The 17,801-nt window shown below is 64.0% G+C and carries 16 protein-coding genes; 5 read left to right on the forward strand and 11 right to left on the reverse strand.

Annotated elements, in window-relative coordinates:
- Window positions 1–13: 13 nt before the first annotated feature.
- The 9 genes from JFN93_RS10680 to JFN93_RS10720 form a co-directional block, all read right to left on the reverse strand.
- Window positions 14–1,630, reverse strand: coding sequence for a V-type ATP synthase subunit A (locus JFN93_RS10680; protein ID WP_199384068.1), 1,617 nt, complete (start codon window positions 1,628–1,630; stop codon window positions 14–16).
- The gene (locus JFN93_RS10685; protein ID WP_199384069.1) at window positions 1,630–1,947 is read right to left on the reverse strand and encodes a V-type ATP synthase subunit F; all 318 of its coding nucleotides are present in this window, start codon (window positions 1,945–1,947) and stop codon (window positions 1,630–1,632) included. Before JFN93_RS10685 ends, JFN93_RS10680 begins: the two co-directional genes overlap by 1 nt.
- Window positions 1,944–2,885: a hypothetical protein gene (locus JFN93_RS10690; RefSeq protein ID WP_199384070.1), complete on the reverse strand. Its 942-nt coding sequence runs from the start codon at window positions 2,883–2,885 to the stop codon at window positions 1,944–1,946. The genes JFN93_RS10685 and JFN93_RS10690 overlap by 4 nt, the downstream gene beginning before the upstream one ends.
- Before the next feature lie 2 nt (window positions 2,886–2,887).
- The gene (locus JFN93_RS10695) at window positions 2,888–3,448 is read right to left on the reverse strand and encodes a V-type ATP synthase subunit E family protein (protein WP_199384071.1); all 561 of its coding nucleotides are present in this window, start codon (window positions 3,446–3,448) and stop codon (window positions 2,888–2,890) included.
- A 13-nt stretch (window positions 3,449–3,461) separates the two neighbouring features.
- Window positions 3,462–3,674, reverse strand: coding sequence for an ATPase (locus tag JFN93_RS10700; RefSeq protein ID WP_199384072.1), 213 nt, complete (start codon window positions 3,672–3,674; stop codon window positions 3,462–3,464).
- An 80-nt stretch (window positions 3,675–3,754) separates the two neighbouring features.
- Complete coding sequence (locus JFN93_RS10705; protein ID WP_328753847.1) at window positions 3,755–5,668, reverse strand: V-type ATP synthase subunit I; 1,914 nt, start codon at window positions 5,666–5,668, stop codon at window positions 3,755–3,757.
- Window positions 5,665–6,018, reverse strand: coding sequence for a hypothetical protein (locus tag JFN93_RS10710; RefSeq protein WP_199384073.1), 354 nt, complete (start codon window positions 6,016–6,018; stop codon window positions 5,665–5,667). Before JFN93_RS10710 ends, JFN93_RS10705 begins: the two co-directional genes overlap by 4 nt.
- A 603-nt stretch (window positions 6,019–6,621) precedes the next feature.
- Entirely contained in the window at window positions 6,622–7,044 is a 423-nt protein-coding gene (locus JFN93_RS10715) for a hypothetical protein (protein ID WP_199384074.1), read from the reverse strand.
- Window positions 7,045–7,235: 191 nt separating this feature from the next.
- Complete coding sequence (locus JFN93_RS10720; protein ID WP_199384075.1) at window positions 7,236–7,958, reverse strand: YkgJ family cysteine cluster protein; 723 nt, start codon at window positions 7,956–7,958, stop codon at window positions 7,236–7,238.
- A 201-nt stretch (window positions 7,959–8,159) separates the two neighbouring features.
- Here JFN93_RS10720 and JFN93_RS10725 point away from each other — a divergent pair, with 201 nt between their 5' ends.
- Together JFN93_RS10725 and JFN93_RS10730 are read left to right on the forward strand one after the other, a co-directional pair.
- On the forward strand, window positions 8,160–9,215 hold the full coding sequence (locus JFN93_RS10725) for an ABC transporter substrate-binding protein (protein ID WP_199384076.1): 1,056 nt from the start codon (window positions 8,160–8,162) through the stop codon (window positions 9,213–9,215).
- A gap of 33 nt (window positions 9,216–9,248) precedes the next feature.
- Window positions 9,249–11,600 (forward strand): PAS domain S-box protein, encoded by a 2,352-nt coding sequence (locus JFN93_RS10730; RefSeq protein WP_199384077.1) that lies wholly within the window; start codon window positions 9,249–9,251, stop codon window positions 11,598–11,600.
- Between the two features lie 84 nt (window positions 11,601–11,684).
- On the opposite strand, the gene JFN93_RS10735 is transcribed toward JFN93_RS10730, so the two are convergent.
- Window positions 11,685–14,108 (reverse strand): PAS domain-containing hybrid sensor histidine kinase/response regulator, encoded by a 2,424-nt coding sequence (locus JFN93_RS10735; protein ID WP_199384078.1) that lies wholly within the window; start codon window positions 14,106–14,108, stop codon window positions 11,685–11,687.
- Entirely contained in the window at window positions 14,098–14,667 is a 570-nt protein-coding gene (locus tag JFN93_RS10740) for a methanogen output domain 1-containing protein (protein WP_199384079.1), read from the reverse strand. The genes JFN93_RS10735 and JFN93_RS10740 overlap by 11 nt, the downstream gene beginning before the upstream one ends.
- A 273-nt stretch (window positions 14,668–14,940) precedes the next feature.
- On the opposite strand from JFN93_RS10740, the gene JFN93_RS10745 reads away from it, so the two are divergent.
- The 3 genes from JFN93_RS10745 (at window position 14,941) to JFN93_RS10755 (ending at window position 17,487) form a co-directional block, all read left to right on the forward strand.
- Window positions 14,941–15,774: a GNAT family N-acetyltransferase gene (locus JFN93_RS10745; protein WP_199384080.1), complete on the forward strand. Its 834-nt coding sequence runs from the start codon at window positions 14,941–14,943 to the stop codon at window positions 15,772–15,774.
- 187 nt (window positions 15,775–15,961) lie between these two features.
- Window positions 15,962–16,867 carry an AEC family transporter gene (locus JFN93_RS10750; RefSeq protein ID WP_199384081.1) on the forward strand — a complete coding sequence of 302 codons (906 nt, stop codon included), beginning with the start codon at window positions 15,962–15,964 and terminating at the stop codon, window positions 16,865–16,867.
- A 179-nt stretch (window positions 16,868–17,046) separates the two neighbouring features.
- Window positions 17,047–17,487 (forward strand): hypothetical protein, encoded by a 441-nt coding sequence (locus tag JFN93_RS10755; protein ID WP_199384082.1) that lies wholly within the window; start codon window positions 17,047–17,049, stop codon window positions 17,485–17,487.
- The last annotated feature ends 314 nt before the right edge of the window (window positions 17,488–17,801 follow it).

Consider the following 17,801-nt stretch of genomic DNA (forward strand, 5'->3'; position numbering starts at 1 on the left):
CTTTTAACCGCAGTTAAAGCAGGTCTTCCAGCAGCACGCCCTCGGCGAGGCGTTGCTGCGCCTGCTCGTGTGCTTCCAAAAGCGCGGCGATCCGCTCGGCGGTCTGCTCCGGCGCGGAGAAGGCGTCTTCGGAGTAGGCGTTTTGGCGCAAAAACCGGGTCCGGATCCGTTCGGCGGTGTGCATCAGGAGCCGGTCGGCATCCTGCAGCCCTTCGGCTCCCACGATCTCGGCGACCTCGCGCAGCGCCTCTTCCTTTTGCAAAAGCTCCCGGCAGCGCGCCGCCATGGCCTCCCACCCAGGGACCGACTCCTCGTAGTGGCGCGCGATCCGGTCGCGGTACAGCGAATAGCTCTGGAACCAGTTGATGGCCGGGAAGTGGCGGCCGTGGGCGAGGGCGGTGTCGAGCATGAGAAAGACGCCGGCGGTGCGGAGGCAGGCCTGGGTGACCGGCTCGGTGAAATCGCCCCCCGGCGGGGAGACGGAGAGGATCATGGAAAGGGAACCGGTCTTTCCGGAGAGGGTCTCGACGGTCCCGGCGCGTTCCATGAAGGCGGCCAGCCGCGAGGCGAGGTAGGTGGGATACCCTTCCTCCCCGGGCATCTCCTCCAGGGTCGACGAGATCTCCCGCAGCGCCTCACCCCAGCGCGAGATGCTGTCGGCCAAAAGCAGGACGTTTTTCCCCTGGTCCCGGAAGTACTCGGCCATGGCGACCGCGGTGTAGATCGATGCCTCGCGCGCCGCGACCGGCATGTTGGAGGTGTTCACCACGACGACGGTCCGCTCCAAAAGTCCCCGGCCGGTCCAGCGGTCCCCCATGGTGCGGAACTCCTCCAAAAGCTCGGCCATCTCGTTGCCCCGCTCGCCGCAGCCGACGTAGACCACCAGGTCCGCGTCGGCGTACTTGGCGATGCTTTGTTCCAGGATCGTCTTGCCGGTGCCGAAGCCGCCGGGAAAGATCGCGGTTCCGCCGCGGGCGATGGGGAAGAGAAAGTCGATGGCGCGCTGTCCGGTCACCAGCGGCTGCGCGGGGGAGAACTTGCGCCGGTAGGGGCGGGGACGCCGCACCGGCCAGCTCTGGAAGGCGAAGATCTCCTCTCCGCCGGGGTACGCCGCGACCGCCCGTTCGATGGTGAAGGTGCCGTCGATGACGGACTCCAGCGTCCCCTCCCGCGGGGCGACGACCTCGTGGAGCAGCGCCCCTTCCGCAACGGTCCCGATCAACTCCCCCTTCCGCACTGCTTCTCCCCGGTGCCGTACCGGCGTGAACTGCCAGTTCCGCTGCGGATCGAGCGGTTCCAGGAGTCGGCCGGAGCGGAGGAAGGGACCCTCCACCTGGCGCAGGCTTTCCAACGGCCGCTGCAAGCCGTCGTACATGGTCGAGATCAATCCCGGCCCGAGCCGCACCGTGAGGGGGAGACCGGTTCCCCGCGCCGGCTCCCCCACGCTGAGGCCGCGGGTCTCCTCGTAGACCTGGACCACGGTCCTCTCCCGCTCCAGGCGGACCACTTCGCCGGCCAGTTGGGCCGCGCCCACCAGGACCATCTCGCAGAGCTTGAGCCCCGGCGTGTCGACGGTGACCGTCGGCCCCGAAATCCCGGTGATGGTTCCCTTGGCTCCCGATTCCCTCATCACCGCATCCTCACGTGGTAGCCGATGGCCCGTCGGATCAGCCGCAGGGCGTAATCCTCGGCGCTCTCTGCGGTCGTGGCCGGGGCGGGGAGTACCACCAATACGCCGGACCACCGCTTTTCCAGGGCGCGCAGGCGATCTTCCCCGATCCCCCCCAAAAGCCGCTCGTCGATTGCCGCCACCGCGGTATCCGGTTCGCCCGCCACCCGAACCAGGGCCGCCTCCGCCTCGGCGGCGGCGACCACCTCCTGGGCGGCGCCGGCCAGGGCGAAGCCGTGGCTTGCGTCGGCTGGGGTTATGAAAAGGACCTTCTTCATTGGATCAACTCCTTGTGGAGCAGGTCGCGCGGGAGGCCCCGCCCGTGCCAGAGCAGGCTCAGGTTGCGCGCCTCCATGGCGACCGACCAGAGGTAGTCCAGGATCGGGCCGTTGCCGGCCACCCGCCCCCAGCTCCGCACCTCCCGGCTCACCCTTCCCAAAAGCTGCGCCTCCAGGTTCTCGGCCGCCAGATCGATCCCCCCGCCCATCAACTGGGCCTCCACCGATGCCCGGGCCGCTCCGTTATGGATGGCTTTGGCGAACCAGGCCGGGGCGACCGTCCCTCCCGCGAGAAACGCCGGGGCGTTCATTCCCCAACGGAGCGCCTTGGCCAGCTGCAGGGCGTTACGCAGGTCGATGATACGGCCCAGCACCCGCCGCAGCAGCGGATCGAGGCGCTGCGCTACCGTCCGCTCCAGGTACCGGTCGGTGAGCCGCTCCTCCAACCCGGCCAGGCCCCGCTCCCGGTACCCGGTGGAAAGCTCCCGGTTCGGGAGCCCCACTCCGACGAAGAACCGGATCACGCCGCGCACCGTCTCCGAGGGCTCCCGATCCATAAGCAGGACGCGGCAGAGGACGGGGGAAAGCAGGGAACTGCGGAGCAGATCCTCAGTCGCCGCGCCGGCCGGCTGCTGCCTCAGGCAGAGGATCACGGTACGCAGCTCGAAGTAGAGAAAAAGCGGGGCGAAGCCGCGCCGCAGCCGAGGCTCCATCTGGGCATAGAGCCAGCTCCATTCCCGTTGGGCGGCGGACCAGATTTCCTGCTCCGTGGTGACCGGCGCGGAGCGAAAGGGGGCGGCGGGAAGCCCCGCGATCGGATCCGGGGCGGCGAGCATCGCGTCCCAGTCGTGGTGCAGGAACGTCCGCCGCGCTCCGATTCTGGCGCAGAGGTATTCGCGGGGATATCCGGCAGCGGTGGGAGCCCGCAACGCGTCCATCTTCACTCCTCCGGCGCGATTGCCTGTACCAGCCGGGGCAAAAGCTGCGGCCAGGCCCGCTCCAGACGCTTCTCCAGGGTGTTGTCGACCCGGATTCTTCCGCCTGGTGCCACCGCCACCATTCCCCCGTGGATGCCTGCTTCCGCCTCGATCTGCGCCTCGGGAAAAGCGGCGGCGGCCAGCTCCCGGTCGGCGGGGTTCACCCGCACCGTTTCCCACCGGCAGGAAGGAAGTTCCGCGGCCAGGGCTTCGAACAGCGATGGGGTATCCTGTCGCAATCGGGCCAGAGCCTCCTGCGCCAGCCGGAAGAGGCGTTCGGCCAAAAGGCTCTCCGCTTCCAGGCGGATCAGTGCGCCCTTACCTTGCGCCGTGGCGATCACGCGTCCCCTTTCGGCAGCGACCGCCATCTCCTGATCGAGCGCGTATTGCCGACGCAACCCGGCGATCCGCACCGCGCAATCGGCCTCGACCGCTGCCGCTGCCGCTGCGCTCTGCTCCTGGATTGCGCGCAGGTCGGCCGCACCTGCCTCGCGCAGCGATTCGATCAGCTCCCGGTGCCCCATTGCTTCCCCCGGCTCACAGGTAGAGGATCATGGCGGCGATGACGAAGCCGAGGATGACCAGGGTCTCCGGGATCGCCAAGAGGATAATGACGGTCCCGGTCAGCTCCGGCTTTTCGGCGAGCGCACCCGCCCCGGCGGAGCCGATCTTGGACTGGGCATACCCGGTGGCAAGCGCGCTCAGCCCGATGGCGAGGGCAGCCGCAAAACCCAACAGGACTTTCTCCATGGTTTCCTCCTTGTTTAAGGAAATGCCTGGGCCGGCGCAACGCAGGCACCGATACAGTCCCCCTTTGGCAAAGGGGGGGATTAAGGACCTGCTCTCCTCCTTGGAAGGGGAGGGGGGTGCGGCAGGCCGGGGCGGCGAAACGGCTCGAAGCGGCGCCCGCCGTAGCTCATGAATTTGCCGAAAAACTCCACGTAGTGCAGACGCAGCACATGTATGGTGGGGGAGAAGATCCCGAGCACCAGGTTCACCAGGTGCAGAAGCCCGGCCGCCACCGCGCCGAAGATCATCTCCCCGGAAAGCCCCGCGAGACGGTTGGCCACGTGGGCGATCAAGACCGAGGCGAGACCGATCGCCATGATCCTCGCGTAGGAGACGACGTTGCCGATGTGCTTCAGCATCTCCAGCGGGGCGAGAAGCCCGCCGGCCAAAAGCGCGGCCACGACCGCCGCCAGGGCCGCCAGGTCGAGGCTGCGGGTGACCGGGGCGGGAAACGGGGCGAGCCGGGAGATGGCGGCCCCCGCCAAAAAGACCAGGAGCGCCAGGTTGGCCAGCTTGAGCAACGCCTCCCGGGGCTCTTTGCGGCGCAAAGCCCCCAGCGCGCCGAGAAACAGTCCGAGGATGAGGTGGGCCACCCCCACCGAGACGGAAAATATGAGCATCGGCAGCACGGCGTGGCGCCGGTCGACGACGGCGATACCTGCAAGAAATGGCCAGGAGGGCGCGATTCCGAAGAACTCGCCGTAGAGAAGGCCGAAACCGATGGCGTACCAGGCAGAGATGAAAAGGATGGCGGCCGCATCGCGGAGATCGCGCTGCCTGGCGTACCTGCGCAGGGCGAGGGAGCCGGCCAGGATCAGGCCGCCGTAACCGGCATCGCCCAGGATCATCCCGAAGAAGATCGGAAAGAAGAGGCCGATGAAGAGGGTGGGGTCGTAGGAGGTGTAAAAGGGAAGCGGCAACAGCCGCGAGAAGAGTTCGAACGGGCGGAAATAGGCGGGGTTGCTGATGGAGACCGGAACCTGGGCCAGGTCCTCTTCGAGCACCTGGAGTTCTTCCACCACGACGGAGCCGCCGAACTTTTCGCCGATCCCGGCGCGGAGTCGCTCCAGGTCGGGAACCGGGAGCCAGCCGTGGAGCAGGAAACAGAAGTCGGTCTCGTGGATCAGCCCGGTGGCGCGCAGCAGAGAGAGACGGTCTTCGAGCCACTGCTGAATCGCGTGGTAGATCGGCCCCCAGCGGTGGGCGAAGCGCTCGACGTCGGCCTCGACCCGGGCTGTTTCATCGGTGACCTGCAGCAGGCGCTCCTGCAGGCGCCGGGTCTGCTCGGGTAGGGGACGGTCGCGGTATTGCTCGGGGAAAGCGAGTTCGGGAATCCGTTCTTCCTCGAGGAGGCGGCGCACCCGATCGGCAAACTGCGGGGGGAGGGCGATCAGAGCAACCAGGGTGCCGTCGGCCGCAGTGGTGGTCATGATTTCGTACCTCCCTCCGGTCAGATCGGAAAGAAGCTGCATCAGGCGGTCCAGATCCGCCGGGTCGCGGACCGTTACCCCGAAGAAACCGAGGGAGGAATCGGCCGCCCCCTCCATGAGGGGCGCGATGGCACTGACGAACTGGGTCTGCCGCTTAAGCCTTTCGCGTTCCTGCCAAAGCTGCTCGCGGTTGCGGCACAACTCGCGGCAGGACAGGCGGTGCTTGTCGACGACGTGGGCGATGGCATCGAGCGCGTTCTCCGGCTCCAGGAAGCTCTCCCGCCCCGGGTGGTCGGTGAGGCAGGGGGAGAGTTCGTCGATCTTGCGGAGCAGATCCTCGTAAAAGAGCCGGCGTGCCACACTCTCCAGGTCGGGACGGTGAGGGTGGACCCCCTTCTCCTCCGCGGCCAGCTCCCGGCTCTCCGCTTCGACCTGGAACACCCCGGATTCGCGCACGAGGTCCAGAACCGGAAGCAGCAGCTCCTTGGGCCCGACCACCCCTACCTTGGCCATCCGGACGATCACGGCCGATCTCCCGGGAGGATGGCGGTGAGCTCCCGAAGCAGGACTTCGCGCAGCGCATCCTCGTCGAGCCGGGAAAGCCGGTCTGCGTACGCTTGGGCCGCGGCGCTGACTGCTGCCGCGCTCTGCCTCGCTTCGCCCTCGATGGCGGCTGCTACCGCTTCCGGCAGCGCCTGCTGCAGCCGCGCCTCCTCGCGGGCCACTTCCTCGTCACTGCGGCTGCGCGCCTCGGCCAGCCGCTGGTCCGCCTGCTGCTGGGCCTCTGCCAGCTGCTGCCGGATCTCCCGTTCCACCTCCAGGATGACGTGCAGGATGTCCTGTTCCATGCCGTTCCCCAGGTTGTCGTGGAGCATCTGTTTTTCGAAAGGGATCCCGGTCCGGCATCGTGCTTACTACCGCCACCTGCACACTTTCAGGATGCTGAGAGCGGTTGAACCGGGAGCATCACTACTGTATCGAAGCCCTGATAAGTATATCATTAATGGTTTCCATAGCCAGGAGGATAGGGGGATGCCAGCAGCTGTGTCGGTGTTGTCACCGAAGCCGTGCTCACAGGGGCGGGACTGGAAGCTCTCTGAGCTGACTCTGGTTGAGTCGGCATGGGGGAGAAAGGGCAGGGTGTGACGTCCGTCTATGAAAAAGGGGGGCTTTTGAGGTTTTGCTTGTTCACGAAATCTTTGAGAAACCTGGCGGGGTTGCGGGCGCAGCATGCTGCGCCCCTACGATGGTGGACACCGGGGTTTGGAGAGGGACCTTCCTGCCGTGCTGGAGCCTTTGTTTGACGTTGCTGCGTACACGGTGGGAGCGCCTTTCCAGGCGCGAATGATCGCAACCGTTGTCACCGCCTCCGGCGGATCGTGCCAGCAATGGCGCTCCCACAGAAATGGTCTCCTCGTCAGATCTACGATGTTGCGATTCGGGAGGCGTCCCTTGTTCCCAAGGTTCACCTGGGGACGTCAGGGGAGCGACTTGAAGTTGCCGGTGAAATGGTCGTCTCCTATGGCATAGGAATAGTTGAAGTTGACCTGGCGCACCTGGGCACTCGGTGCAATCGGAATGTCGAGCACGAGCGGCTGCGATCCGGCAAAGTAGCCTGGATCGGTGGAGAAGATCTTCTGCCCGATTGTTTTGCCGCTGTCATCCAACAGTGAGACGGTAAGTTCGAACGCTTGGTAGGTAGTTTCGTAGTGGGGGTTGGAGATGGTTCCGGTGAGCCGCAGCCCCTGATCGGTTTTGTCCGCTTTCCAGGCAATGTCGATGTCGTGGCTTTTGTACTGGTGCTGAGAGTAGGCGGGGTTTGTGTCATGCCTTGTCTGGGTGCCGGCGCATGCTGCAAGAAACGAAAGAGCGACAATGAGTAATGCGAATCTCTTTGACATGGTGCACCTCCTGTTTTATGTGTCACAACAGTAGCACTATGAGAAAGGTGTACAATGGAATTCATCGAAAAAACATACGTTTATAGTCTTGAGGCTATATCCGATTATCTCGATGCATCGGCTCGGTGGGCAGGGGCTGCCCACCCTGTGCTTCTCCCAACGGCAGGAGGCCGAATGGTATCCCGTTTGGATCACGATACGGTCACCAGCAGCGGGGAGTCGAACCCGGCTGCGGCGCTGACTCCGGCGGCTTCGGCCGGTCCCTCAAGACAGGCCTCGGCGAGGCCGTGGCGGCGGATCAGGTGCACCAGCACCCCGAGGTTACCGTAGATGGCGAAACCGAGCAGCTCCCGCATCCGTTTTGCTCCGGCATCTTCCAGCTCCTGCCCGGCTTCCTGCAAGACCGCCACGTAGTGGCTGGGAAACGCCACCACGTGGCGGTCCAATCCGGAAATATAGGCGTCCCGCTCGGCGGGGGCGAGCGTCGCGAAATCGATGCCGCACCAGATGCTCTCGCGGGTGGAGATCAGGCTGCGGCAGGTGAGCGGACGGACCGGGTAGGCGCTGCAGGCCCCGGCAGCGTCGAGGAACGGGCAAAAACCGATCTCCTGCCGGTGCCGGCGCAGGTAGTCGGAAAGCTCGCTCACCCCCTGCACCTGCTCCCTCAGCCGCACCGCGTATGCCGCCACGGCGTGCTCCTTCTCCTCGTCGAGGAATCTGGCGACGGCCACCGCCTCGGCAAATCCGGTATGGACCGCAAGACTGCAGCAGTTGCGGCATCCCTTGGCGCAGAAGACGGCTCCACCGTTTGAGCGGTACTCCTGCACCCACGAACGTACGAACATCTCCAAAAAAGCCTGCTGTTGCTTTACCAGGTCAACGAGCTGGTCAATCGATTCGGGTGATCCGGTCATGGCTCTCCTTTGTTTCCCCCGGGCGCCGGGCATTTGCGGAAGCGGCCGGATGATAGCAACTTCCCGCGGTGCGGGCCATTAAAATCGGCGGCGGGGTACGGCGGGGTAAAATTTCGTTTTACTTTTCTCTTTTTAAACCGATAGACGTTATAGCGGCTTTAGCACTTTCACCTCATGTGCCCCGACTTTCCTGGAGGGAAGATGCGTACCACCGTCGTATCACTTCTCCTGCTTGCATTGCTTACCGTTGCCCTCCTGGCATCCCGTCTCCCGGTGTGCTCGGCGGGTACCGACCCCCCCCATGCTCCTGCCGTACGCCGGCTGCTGGTCCTCGACTCCCAGAGGGGAAATCCGTACGACGAGGTGCGCACCGCGCTTTTTGCCGCACTGGTTCGTTACGGTTACACCGAAGGGAGAAACTTGAGCACTACGGTCCGCTTTTCCGGCAACGACGTCCGGGAAGGGGAGCGCATCCTGCAGGAAGAGCTGAAGAAGCCATACGACGTCGTCTTTGTCGGCGGGACCGCCGCGACCCTTTCGGCCAAGAACGTCCTGTACGGAAAGCCGCAGCCGGTCGTCTTCGCCTCGCCCACCGACCCGGTGGGGATCGGGGTCATCAGGGATTTCAGCGGCAAGCCGGCGGCCAATTTCACCGGGGTCTGCTATCCCGTCCCGGTGAAGGCACGCCTCAAGTTCATCCGGCGGCTCATGCCCAAGGCGCACACCTTCGGGCTGATCTATGCCGACATGCCCCAATCCCACAGTTACAACAGCTGGATCCAGAACCTTTTGAAAAACGACCGTGAGTTCAAGGACATCAAGGTGATCTTCCGCTCGGTTCCCCTGGTAAAGGGAGAGAACGGCGACCGGGTGATGGCCGCCCGGGCCAAAAAGCTCATCGAGGAACTCGATGCCAAGGTCGACGCCTACATCAAGCCGTGTGACCAGATGGGGACCCGCAGCAACTTCTCCGAGGTTGTCTTCAGCACCTCGAAGCGGCCGCTGATCGGACTGGTGCGGGACGATGTGATGGGGAAATGGGGGGCGACCGCTACCATCTATCCGTCGCACGAAAGCATCGGCAGCCAGAGCGCACGGATGATCCGGGACCTTTTCGCCGGGAAGAAAACCGCCGACATCGTGCCGGAATGGCCGCACCAGTACGGGGTCGCGGTCGATCTGACCAAGGCCCGGCGCTTCCGGATCGAGATCCCGGTGGAACTTTTGCAACTGGCAGGGGAAAACATCGTCCGTTAGCCCCGCTACCGCGATGACAGGAAAAAGATCGTCATGAAGATCAGCCGAAAGATTCTTTTCATCACCATCAGCGTCTTGCTGACCTCGTTTCTGATCAGCTCGACGGCGCTGGTATTGAGCTTCAAGAAGAACTACACCCAGGCGCTCCTCTCCGGGAGCTACGGTCTTGGCTACAGCCTCCATTCCATCGTCGAAGAGCTGTTGAGCCTGGGGCTGCCGCTCGATTCGCTGGCCGGCCTGGACACCAAGTGCCGCCAAATTCTGCAGCGAAACCACCACATCACCTACGTCGGGGTGAGCGACACCACCGGGAAGATCCTGTACAACGGCGATCCCTCGCTCAACGGAAAGGTCTTCACCGACCCGACCATGCGGCGCAGCATCGCCTCTGCGGGACCGGTCACCCAGATCTATCGCCGCTTCGACGGCCACGAATACTACGACGTCTCCATCCCGATCTACGATTCGGCCCAGATCCGTCTCGGGCAGGTCCGGCTCGGCTTCCCCACCCGGGTGGTCAGCGAGAAGGTACAGACGGCGCTGCTCCAGGTCGTGGTCAACTTCTCCATTTCCTTTCTCGTCATCGCCTTTTTGATCAACTACTTCATTTCCCGGTTCGTCTCCCGGCCGGTGATCCGGATTTCCCAGCACGCGCAGAAGATCGCCGAGGGGGATTACGACGCCAAGCTGGAGGTGACCCACGGCGACGAGGTCGGGGCGCTGGCCGCATCGATCAACGAGATGTCCTCCCAGGTCAAACAGAAGACCCACGACCTGGAGATCGCCAACGAGGATCTCGCCGTCAAGCTCGTCGAGCGCGATGCGGCCGTGGAGTCCCTCAAGTCGAGCGAGTCCAAATTCAGAAGCTTCGTGGACCACTCCTTCGACGTCATCTTCGTGCTCGACGCACAAGGGGTGTTCCAGTTTGTCTCTCGCTCGTGGGAGCAGCATTTCGGTTATCCGGCGAGCGAGGTGATCGGCCAGGAGTTCGCCCCCTGCGTGCATCCGGACGACGTAGCGCCCTGCTTCGAGTACCTCTCTCAAATCCTGTCCACCGGGGAGGGGGGGACCAGTCCCGCCTACCGGGTCCGTTGCGCCGACGGCTCCTGGCGCCTGTTCATGGCCAACGGCACCCTCTACCGCGATGCCAGCGGCAGGGTACTTTACCTCGGGATCGGCCACGACATCACCGATCAGCGCAAGGCGGAGGAGGAGCGGCTTTCCCTGGAGCGCCAGCTTTTGCACGCCCAGAAGCTGGAGAGCCTGGGGGTTTTGGCCGGCGGCATCGCCCATGATTTCAACAACCTCCTCATGGCCATTCTCGGCAATGCCGACCTCGCCCTGATGCGGATCGGTAATGACTCCCCGGGGGCGGAGAACCTGCGCAAGATCGAACAGGCCTCGGCCCGCGCAGCCGACCTGGCCAAGCAGATGCTCGCCTACTCGGGAAAAGGGAAGTTTCTGGTCGAGAAGATCGACCTGAACCAGCTGCTCAAGGACATGGTCAGCATGCTGGAGGTTTCCGTATCCAAGAAGGCGGCGCTGCGGCTCAACCTGCACGACCCGATCCCGGCGATCGAGGCCGACATCACCCAGATCCGTCAGGTCGTGATGAACCTGGTCATCAACGCCTCGGAGGCGATCGGGGAGGTCAACGGCGTGATCACCCTTACCACCGGCTCCCTCGACTGCGACCAGAACTATCTGAAGGGGGTCTGGCTCAACGATCACATCCGTGCCGGGCGCTACGTCTGCCTGGAGGTGACCGACACCGGCTGCGGCATGGACAAGGAAACCATGGGGAAGATCTTCGATCCCTTCTTCACCACCAAGTTCACCGGCCGCGGCCTGGGGATGGCGGCGGTGCTGGGTATCGTCCGGGGACACAACGGGGGGATCAACGTCTACAGCGAACCGGGCAAGGGGAGCATGTTCAAGATCCTGCTTCCCGCCGCCGGTGCGCTGCAGCCGCCGACCGCGACCGAACAGGCCCTTAAGGAATGGCGGGGGGGCGGGACGGTGCTTCTGGTGGACGACGAGGAGACGGTCCTGGACATCGCCTCGGAGATGCTCCAGGAACTCGGTTTCGACGTGGTGACCGCCCGGGACGGCAACGAGGCCCTGGCCCTTTTCCGGGAGCGAAGCTCAAAGATCGTCCTGGTCCTGCTGGATCTCACCATGCCGCACCTGGACGGGGAGCAGTGTTTTCATGAGCTGCGCCGGATCGTACCGGAGGTGCAGGTGGTCATGTCCAGCGGGTATACCGAGCAGGAGATCACCCGGAAGTTCGCCGGCAAGGGGCTCGCCGGTTTCATCCAGAAGCCGTACACCCTGAAATCGCTGCGGGAGGTGCTGGTCAAGGTGGTGACGGGAGAAAAAGGCTGAAACAGGGGTGGGTAAGGTTGAGAAAAAAAGGGGGAGCCGAAACGCTCCCCCTTTTTGGTTGCGGTGCCCCATCGATTGCCGGGATCATTCTTTGTGCAGTTTCTTGATCGCTTCCCGAAGCGAATTCAGGTGATACGGCTTCTGGATGAATCCGGACAGACCCTTTCCCGCGAACTTGGCGAAGATCTCCTGCTCGTTGTAGCCGCTCGAGATGATCACCTTCGCCTGGGGATCGGTCTGCCGCAACTCCCGAAAGCATTGCTCCCCGTCGAGGTGCGGCATGGTGAGATCGAGGATCACGAATTCGATGCCGGGATGTTCCCGGTAGATCGCGAGCGCCTCGCGGCCGTCCTTGGCGGTGACGGGGGTGAACCCCAGCTCCCGGAGCATCTGGCTCCCGATCCCCCGCACCGCTTCCTCGTCATCCACCAGAAGTACCGTCCCTTCCCCCTGCCACTGGTCCCCCTGCTCCCGGGGGGCGTCCGGTGCGGCCGGGGCGTGGGAGCTCGGCAGCAGGATCTTGAAGCTGGTCCCCTTGCCCGGCTCGCTGTACACCTTGATCCCCCCCCGGTGGCCCCGTACGATGCCGATGACCGCCGAGAGCCCGAGACCCCGTCCGGTGAACTTGGTCGTGAAAAAGGGATCGAAGATCCGGGAGACGGTCTCCTTGTCCATGCCGCAGCCGGTGTCGGCCACCTCCAGGTAGAGGTAGCTGCCGGGGGAGATCCCCTCGCCCTGCCAGATGTCCTGCAGGTACCTGGCGTCGCACTCGATGGCTCCGGTGGTGATGGAGATGACGCCGCTGCGGTCTCCGATGGCTTCGGAGGCGTTGATCACCAGGTTCATGACCACCTGGCGCAGCTGGGTGGCGTCGGCCTCGACCGTCGGGATCTCGCCCAGGTTCAGGCGCAGCACCGCCTTTTTGGAGATGGAGACCTCGAGCATGTGGAGCATCTCCCGCAGCAGGCGGTTCACCTCCAAAGGCTCGACGAAAAATTTCCCTTTTCCCGAGTAGGCGAGCATCTGCTTGGCGAGGTCGGCGGCGCGGGTCGCGGCGGTCTCGATGTTGCGCAGGTACTCCACCACGGGGGCCTCGGGGGGGACCTTCACCAGGGCGAGGTCGGCGTTGCCGATGATCGCCATGAGGATGTTGTTGAAATCGTGGGCGATCCCCCCGGCCAGTACCCCCAGCGATTCCAGCTTCTGGGCATGCAGAAGCTGCTTTTCCAGGCTGATCCGCGCCTCCTCGGCGTGTTTTCGGTCGGTGATGTCGCGGTTGGCGCCGCGGCGCCCCTGGTAGGTGCCGTTGCGGTCGTATACCGCCCGGCAGGCGTGAGAGATCCAGCGGATCTCCCCGGAACGGTGCAGGATGCGGAATTCCGACTCGTATTCGGCCCCCGAGGGGGAGGGGGCTGAGCTGAGGTGCCGGCGGAACTCTTCCTGGTCCTCCGGGTGGGCGATCGTTTCCAAAAGGGAAGGGTTGTCGATGAATTCCGAGGCACTGTAGCCGGTGATCCGCTCGCAGGCGGGGGAGCAGTAGATGAATTGCCGCTCCGGGCTGACCCAGTACTCCCAGTCGTAGGTGAAGTCGGCGACGGTGCGGTATTTCTCTTCGCTGGCCCGCAGCGCCTCTTCGGCCTTCTTCCGGTTGGTGATGTCTTCGGAGATGCCCAAAAGGTAGGCGGGTTCGCCGCGCTCGTCCAGGATCGGCACCTTCTTGGTGTGCAGGAAACGGGTCTGCCCGTCGCGCGCCCGAATCGGCTCCTCCGGGATGTCGACCACCTCTCCCCGCAGAAAAACCTCCCGGTCCTTCCCGGTGAAGAAGTTCGCCTGCTCCTGGGTGAAAAAGTCGTGGTCGTTTTTGCCGAGCAGCTCCTCCCGGGGGATCCCGAGCATCGTTTCGCCGGCGTGGTTGAACTGGAGGAAATGGAATTCCCGGCCGTCTTTCAAAAAGACCATGTCCGGCAGGTTTTCCACGATCAGGTTCAGTGTCTTGGTCGTCTGCCGCAACTCCTCTTCCACGCGCTGGCGCTCGGCAATCTCGACCTGGAGTTGATCCCGCTCGACGAGCAACTGGTTCTGGATCCGGTGCTGCTTGTCGAGTTGTTCGTTCAGGGCGATGAACTTGTCGGCCAGGTTGTGGCTGGGGTTGCAGCGCAGAAAAACGAGCGGAGCAGAGCTCGCCCGGGTGTCGATCCGATGCCCGACGCAGCGGTACCTGATATCCACTCCGTCGTTTCCGGCGCAGGTGAGGACCCCGGGAACCTGCTGCCGGTTCCGGGCGCAGACCGACAGGTACCGGTGCACCGACTCGGGAGGGTTGGTGAGGAAGTCGGTAAGCGTCTTTCCCGGCCAGTCCGTGGCGCCGGCGCCCAAAAGCCGCACCCCGGCCTGGTTTGCCGCGATCAGCTTAGCTTCGTTGTTCACGATGAAACACGCGGTGTCCCACGGACCGCAAAGCCCGGCGAAGAAATCAAGGAGGGAGGGTGGTGCCGGGTCATCTCCCATAGTATTCCCTGCCTTCGGCCGCGGCGGCTTCCGCCGTCGGTTGCAGGTACACCAGGACCTTGCACCGGTCGCACCCCCCCGCGATGGTCTCTTCGAGGACCACCTTGGCATAGCCGAGGTTTTTGGCCGCGATCACCCCGAAGACGTTGGAGGTCATCATGCACATGGAGCGGCGGTCCAGTACCTTGTCGGCAAACGGGCAGCTGGTGCTGGTCAGAATGATCTGCTTGTCGTCGCTCTCGACGATGGAGAAGGAGCCCTGGATCCGTCGCTTCAGGTCGACGAGCACCTGGGCCACCTGATCGTGGGAAAGCACGGCTACCCCAAGCTCCCGCTTGTAGACCGAATCGATCCACTCCCCGATGTGCTGCCCCACCAGGCTGATGTAACCGGCGGCCTCCTCGTAGCCGATGATCTCCTCGAGGGTCCCGGCCAGTTCCCGAATCAGAGTCCGCATGAAGAGGTCCCGTTCCAGGGGGATGTCGAGCTGCTGTATGGTGCGAGCTGTTTCGGCATTGCCGCGATGGGGAATACTCTCAGCAGAGGTGATCTCTGGCATGACTTCCTCCTTTGTGTCAGATTCTTCCTGACAAAACTGAACACCTCTTGACTATAAAACAGTATGGACATGTTTCAACACACCGTGGCCCCGAAGCTGTGTCAGTCAATCGGGTGTCCCTACCGTGCTCGTGGGGGCCGGAATTGCTGCTGCCAACAGGCTCTCGCGGACAAGGCGGTATTTCTCCTCATTGCCGGCGTATTTGTTGCGCATTTTCCGCCCAGGATTACCGGGTGGTCATGCGCCATGAATCCGCCGGTGGGAGGAGATGCCGTGGAGATTATTGACGAGGAAGCCAGGGGGACCTTTGATCGTTTTGCCGTCGACGACATCGATCCGGTCCTGGAGGAACTAGGCGCGGTCGGGACCGTACTCGACCGTTGGGAGCTGGAATTCCTCCTGGAGCGGTTTCCGGAAGGGTGCCTGGTTTATCGCGAACTGGGGCGGCCGGTCGGGTGGTGCTTTTCGATAAGGTACGGCCGCAGCGGCTGGATCGCCAACCTTTACTTGGCGCCCCGGTGGCGCGGCCGGGGCATCGGACTGGAGCTCGCCCGGCGGGCGCTCCAGGCCCTTCGGGGGGCGGGGGTGGAAAACATCTGGCTGACCGCAAGCGAGGCGGGGAGACCCATCTACGAGCGGCTCGGTTTTCTGCCGGTCGACACGGTCAACTCCTGGGTGGGCTTCGGGGCCGACGGCGAGCGCCGGGCGCCGCACCGCAGGGCCACTCCGGCGATGCTGGACCTGGACCAGGCCGGTTGGGGCGAACCGAAGGCGCCGGCCATCGCCGAACTGGTCCGCCGGGGGAGCCTGTTCGAGGAAAAGGACGGGTTCGTGACCGCCCAGGAATGGAAAGGGCTGGTCCGGGTCGGCCCCTGGGCCTGCCGGGAATGGCTGACCGCATGGGGATTGCTGGATGCGGTCCTGGCCCTGGCGGGGCGGGCGAGACCGGTGCTGGTGCACGCGCCGGTAGGCAATTCCGCGGCCGCGGCCCTTTTGTTCATGCACCACTTCCGCGTCGTGGAAAACCACCTGCTCATGTGCTGCGGCGACCCGTCCGCCTATGACCCCACCTTCATCTTTTCCCTGGCGCTCGGCAGTATCGGCTGACAGTCCCCCCTCAGAAGAAGACCCGCCCCGAAAATTTCTGTTGCGTCCGGTGAGCCGTCATGCAATAAGGCTAAAACCTTGTTTCATTAAACGGTAGACGGCACCGGTCCCGCCTCGACTCGTGTCCCCGGCGCCCAGGTCCCGGTCGTTCCCCCAACCCATCTCCCTCCACCCAAGGAACTGAAGCATGGCGAACATCATCCTGCTGGCGGTCTGTCTTCTCGCCGGCATCGGGCTCAAGAAAAACGGACGCTTCCCTGCCGCGACGCCGGCGGCGCTGAACGGGTTCATCATCCACATCTCGCTTCCTGCCCTGGCGGTGCTGCATATCCACAAGCTGAAGCTGGACCCGTCGCTCGCGCTGACCGCCGGGATGGCCTGGCTTTTGTTCGGGTGCGCCTGGGCCGTATTCTGGTGCGCCGGCCGGATGTTCAACCTGGAGCGCGACACCCTGGGCGCGCTGATCCTGGTCGCCGGTCTTGGCAACACCTCCTTCGTCGGCCTTCCCATGATCGAGGCCTATTTCGGGAAGGAATACCTCGGGGTGGGGATCGTCGCCGATCAACTCGGCTCCTTCATGGTCCTTTCCACCCTGGGCATCTTCGTCGCAACCCTTTACTCCTCCGGATCGGTTTCTCCCCGGCAGATGGCGCGCAAGGTGCTGATGTTTCCCCCCTTCCAGGCGCTGGTGCTGGCACTGCTGCTCCGGCCGGTTCCCTTCCCGGAGTGGAGCGTGACCGTGCTGGAGAAACTCGGCAGCACGCTGACCCCGCTGGCCCTGGTCTCGGTCGGTTTCCAGCTCCATTTCGGAGGCATCGGCGCCGAGCTGAAATACCTTCTGGCCGGTTTGGGGTACAAACTGTTCGCCGGCCCGGCTCTCGTCACCCTGCTCTATCTGGGGCTCTTGGGCGCGACCGAGACGGCGGTGCGGGTCACCGTGTTCGAGGCGGCCATGGCACCGATGATCACGGCGGGGATCATCGCGATCGACCACGAGCTGCGGCCGCAATTGGTCGGCATGCTGGTCGGGATCGGGATCCCGCTCTCCTTCGTGACCCTGCATTTCTGGCACCTGTTCCTGACCCGCATCTGATGCCGGGAGCCCCCTGCCACGGTACGGAGCTGCCACCCCGAGGTGAGGGAGAACGGCAACTTTCACTTGGTAAACGCGGCTTCGTTGTGCTACCGTACCTGTCTGGTTCCGGGCGGAGCCCCGCTTGGGTGAGCTCCTGTCCTGCCAAAACACCCGGCGCATATCAGGAAGGAAACTGCATGAGAAAACACCTCGTCATGGCCCTAGCGTTTGGCCTACTTACCGCATCCATCGCCCTCGCTGCCGAGACACCCGCCAAACCGGGTCCTTACCTCCAAAAGCCGGCCGCGCAGGCTCCTGCCGCCCAGAAACCGGCCGCGCAGGAACCGGCGCCGACCGTCCATTCCATCGGTGAAATCTACGCCAAGAGTGCGGAGCTCATGAAGAAGAAGGTTGTGGTCCGGGGGCGGGTGGTCAAGGTGACCAGCGGCATCAACGGCAAGACCTGGACCCATCTTCAGGACGGTACCGGAGACAAAGCCAAGGGAACCAACGACCTCATCTGCATTTCGACCCAGCGCGGGGCCGAAATCGGCGACATCGTCTCGGTCCTGGGGACGGTCGTTGAGGCCGGGAGCCGGTACCGCGTCGTCATCGAGGACGCCAATTTCCTCCCGTAGCAGGAGCCGCGGCGAGCCCCAAACCACCCACCCATGAAACACGAAGGGATCTGCAGAGTGCTGCAGGTCCCTTTTTTGATTCTGACCATCCCCCAAAACAGAGATCCGGCCGTTGATCCCCCCTGGTGCGGTAGGTCGCAATCACCGTTACCTGGTCACCCCCCGGTGAAGTTGCGGGCGAGCGGGAACCTGCGAGGTCAGGACGGGAGACGGTGCCATCAGATCACTCCAGGGCAACTCCCCCCCGACCCACCCGGTAGCGACTGGGGACATGGGTAACAACAGTTCGGAGACATAGGTAACACTTGTCACGA

The sequence above is a fragment of the Geomesophilobacter sediminis genome, assembly GCF_016458275.1.
In the GTDB taxonomy this organism is placed as follows: Bacteria; Desulfobacterota; Desulfuromonadia; order Geobacterales; family Geobacteraceae; genus Geomesophilobacter; species Geomesophilobacter sediminis.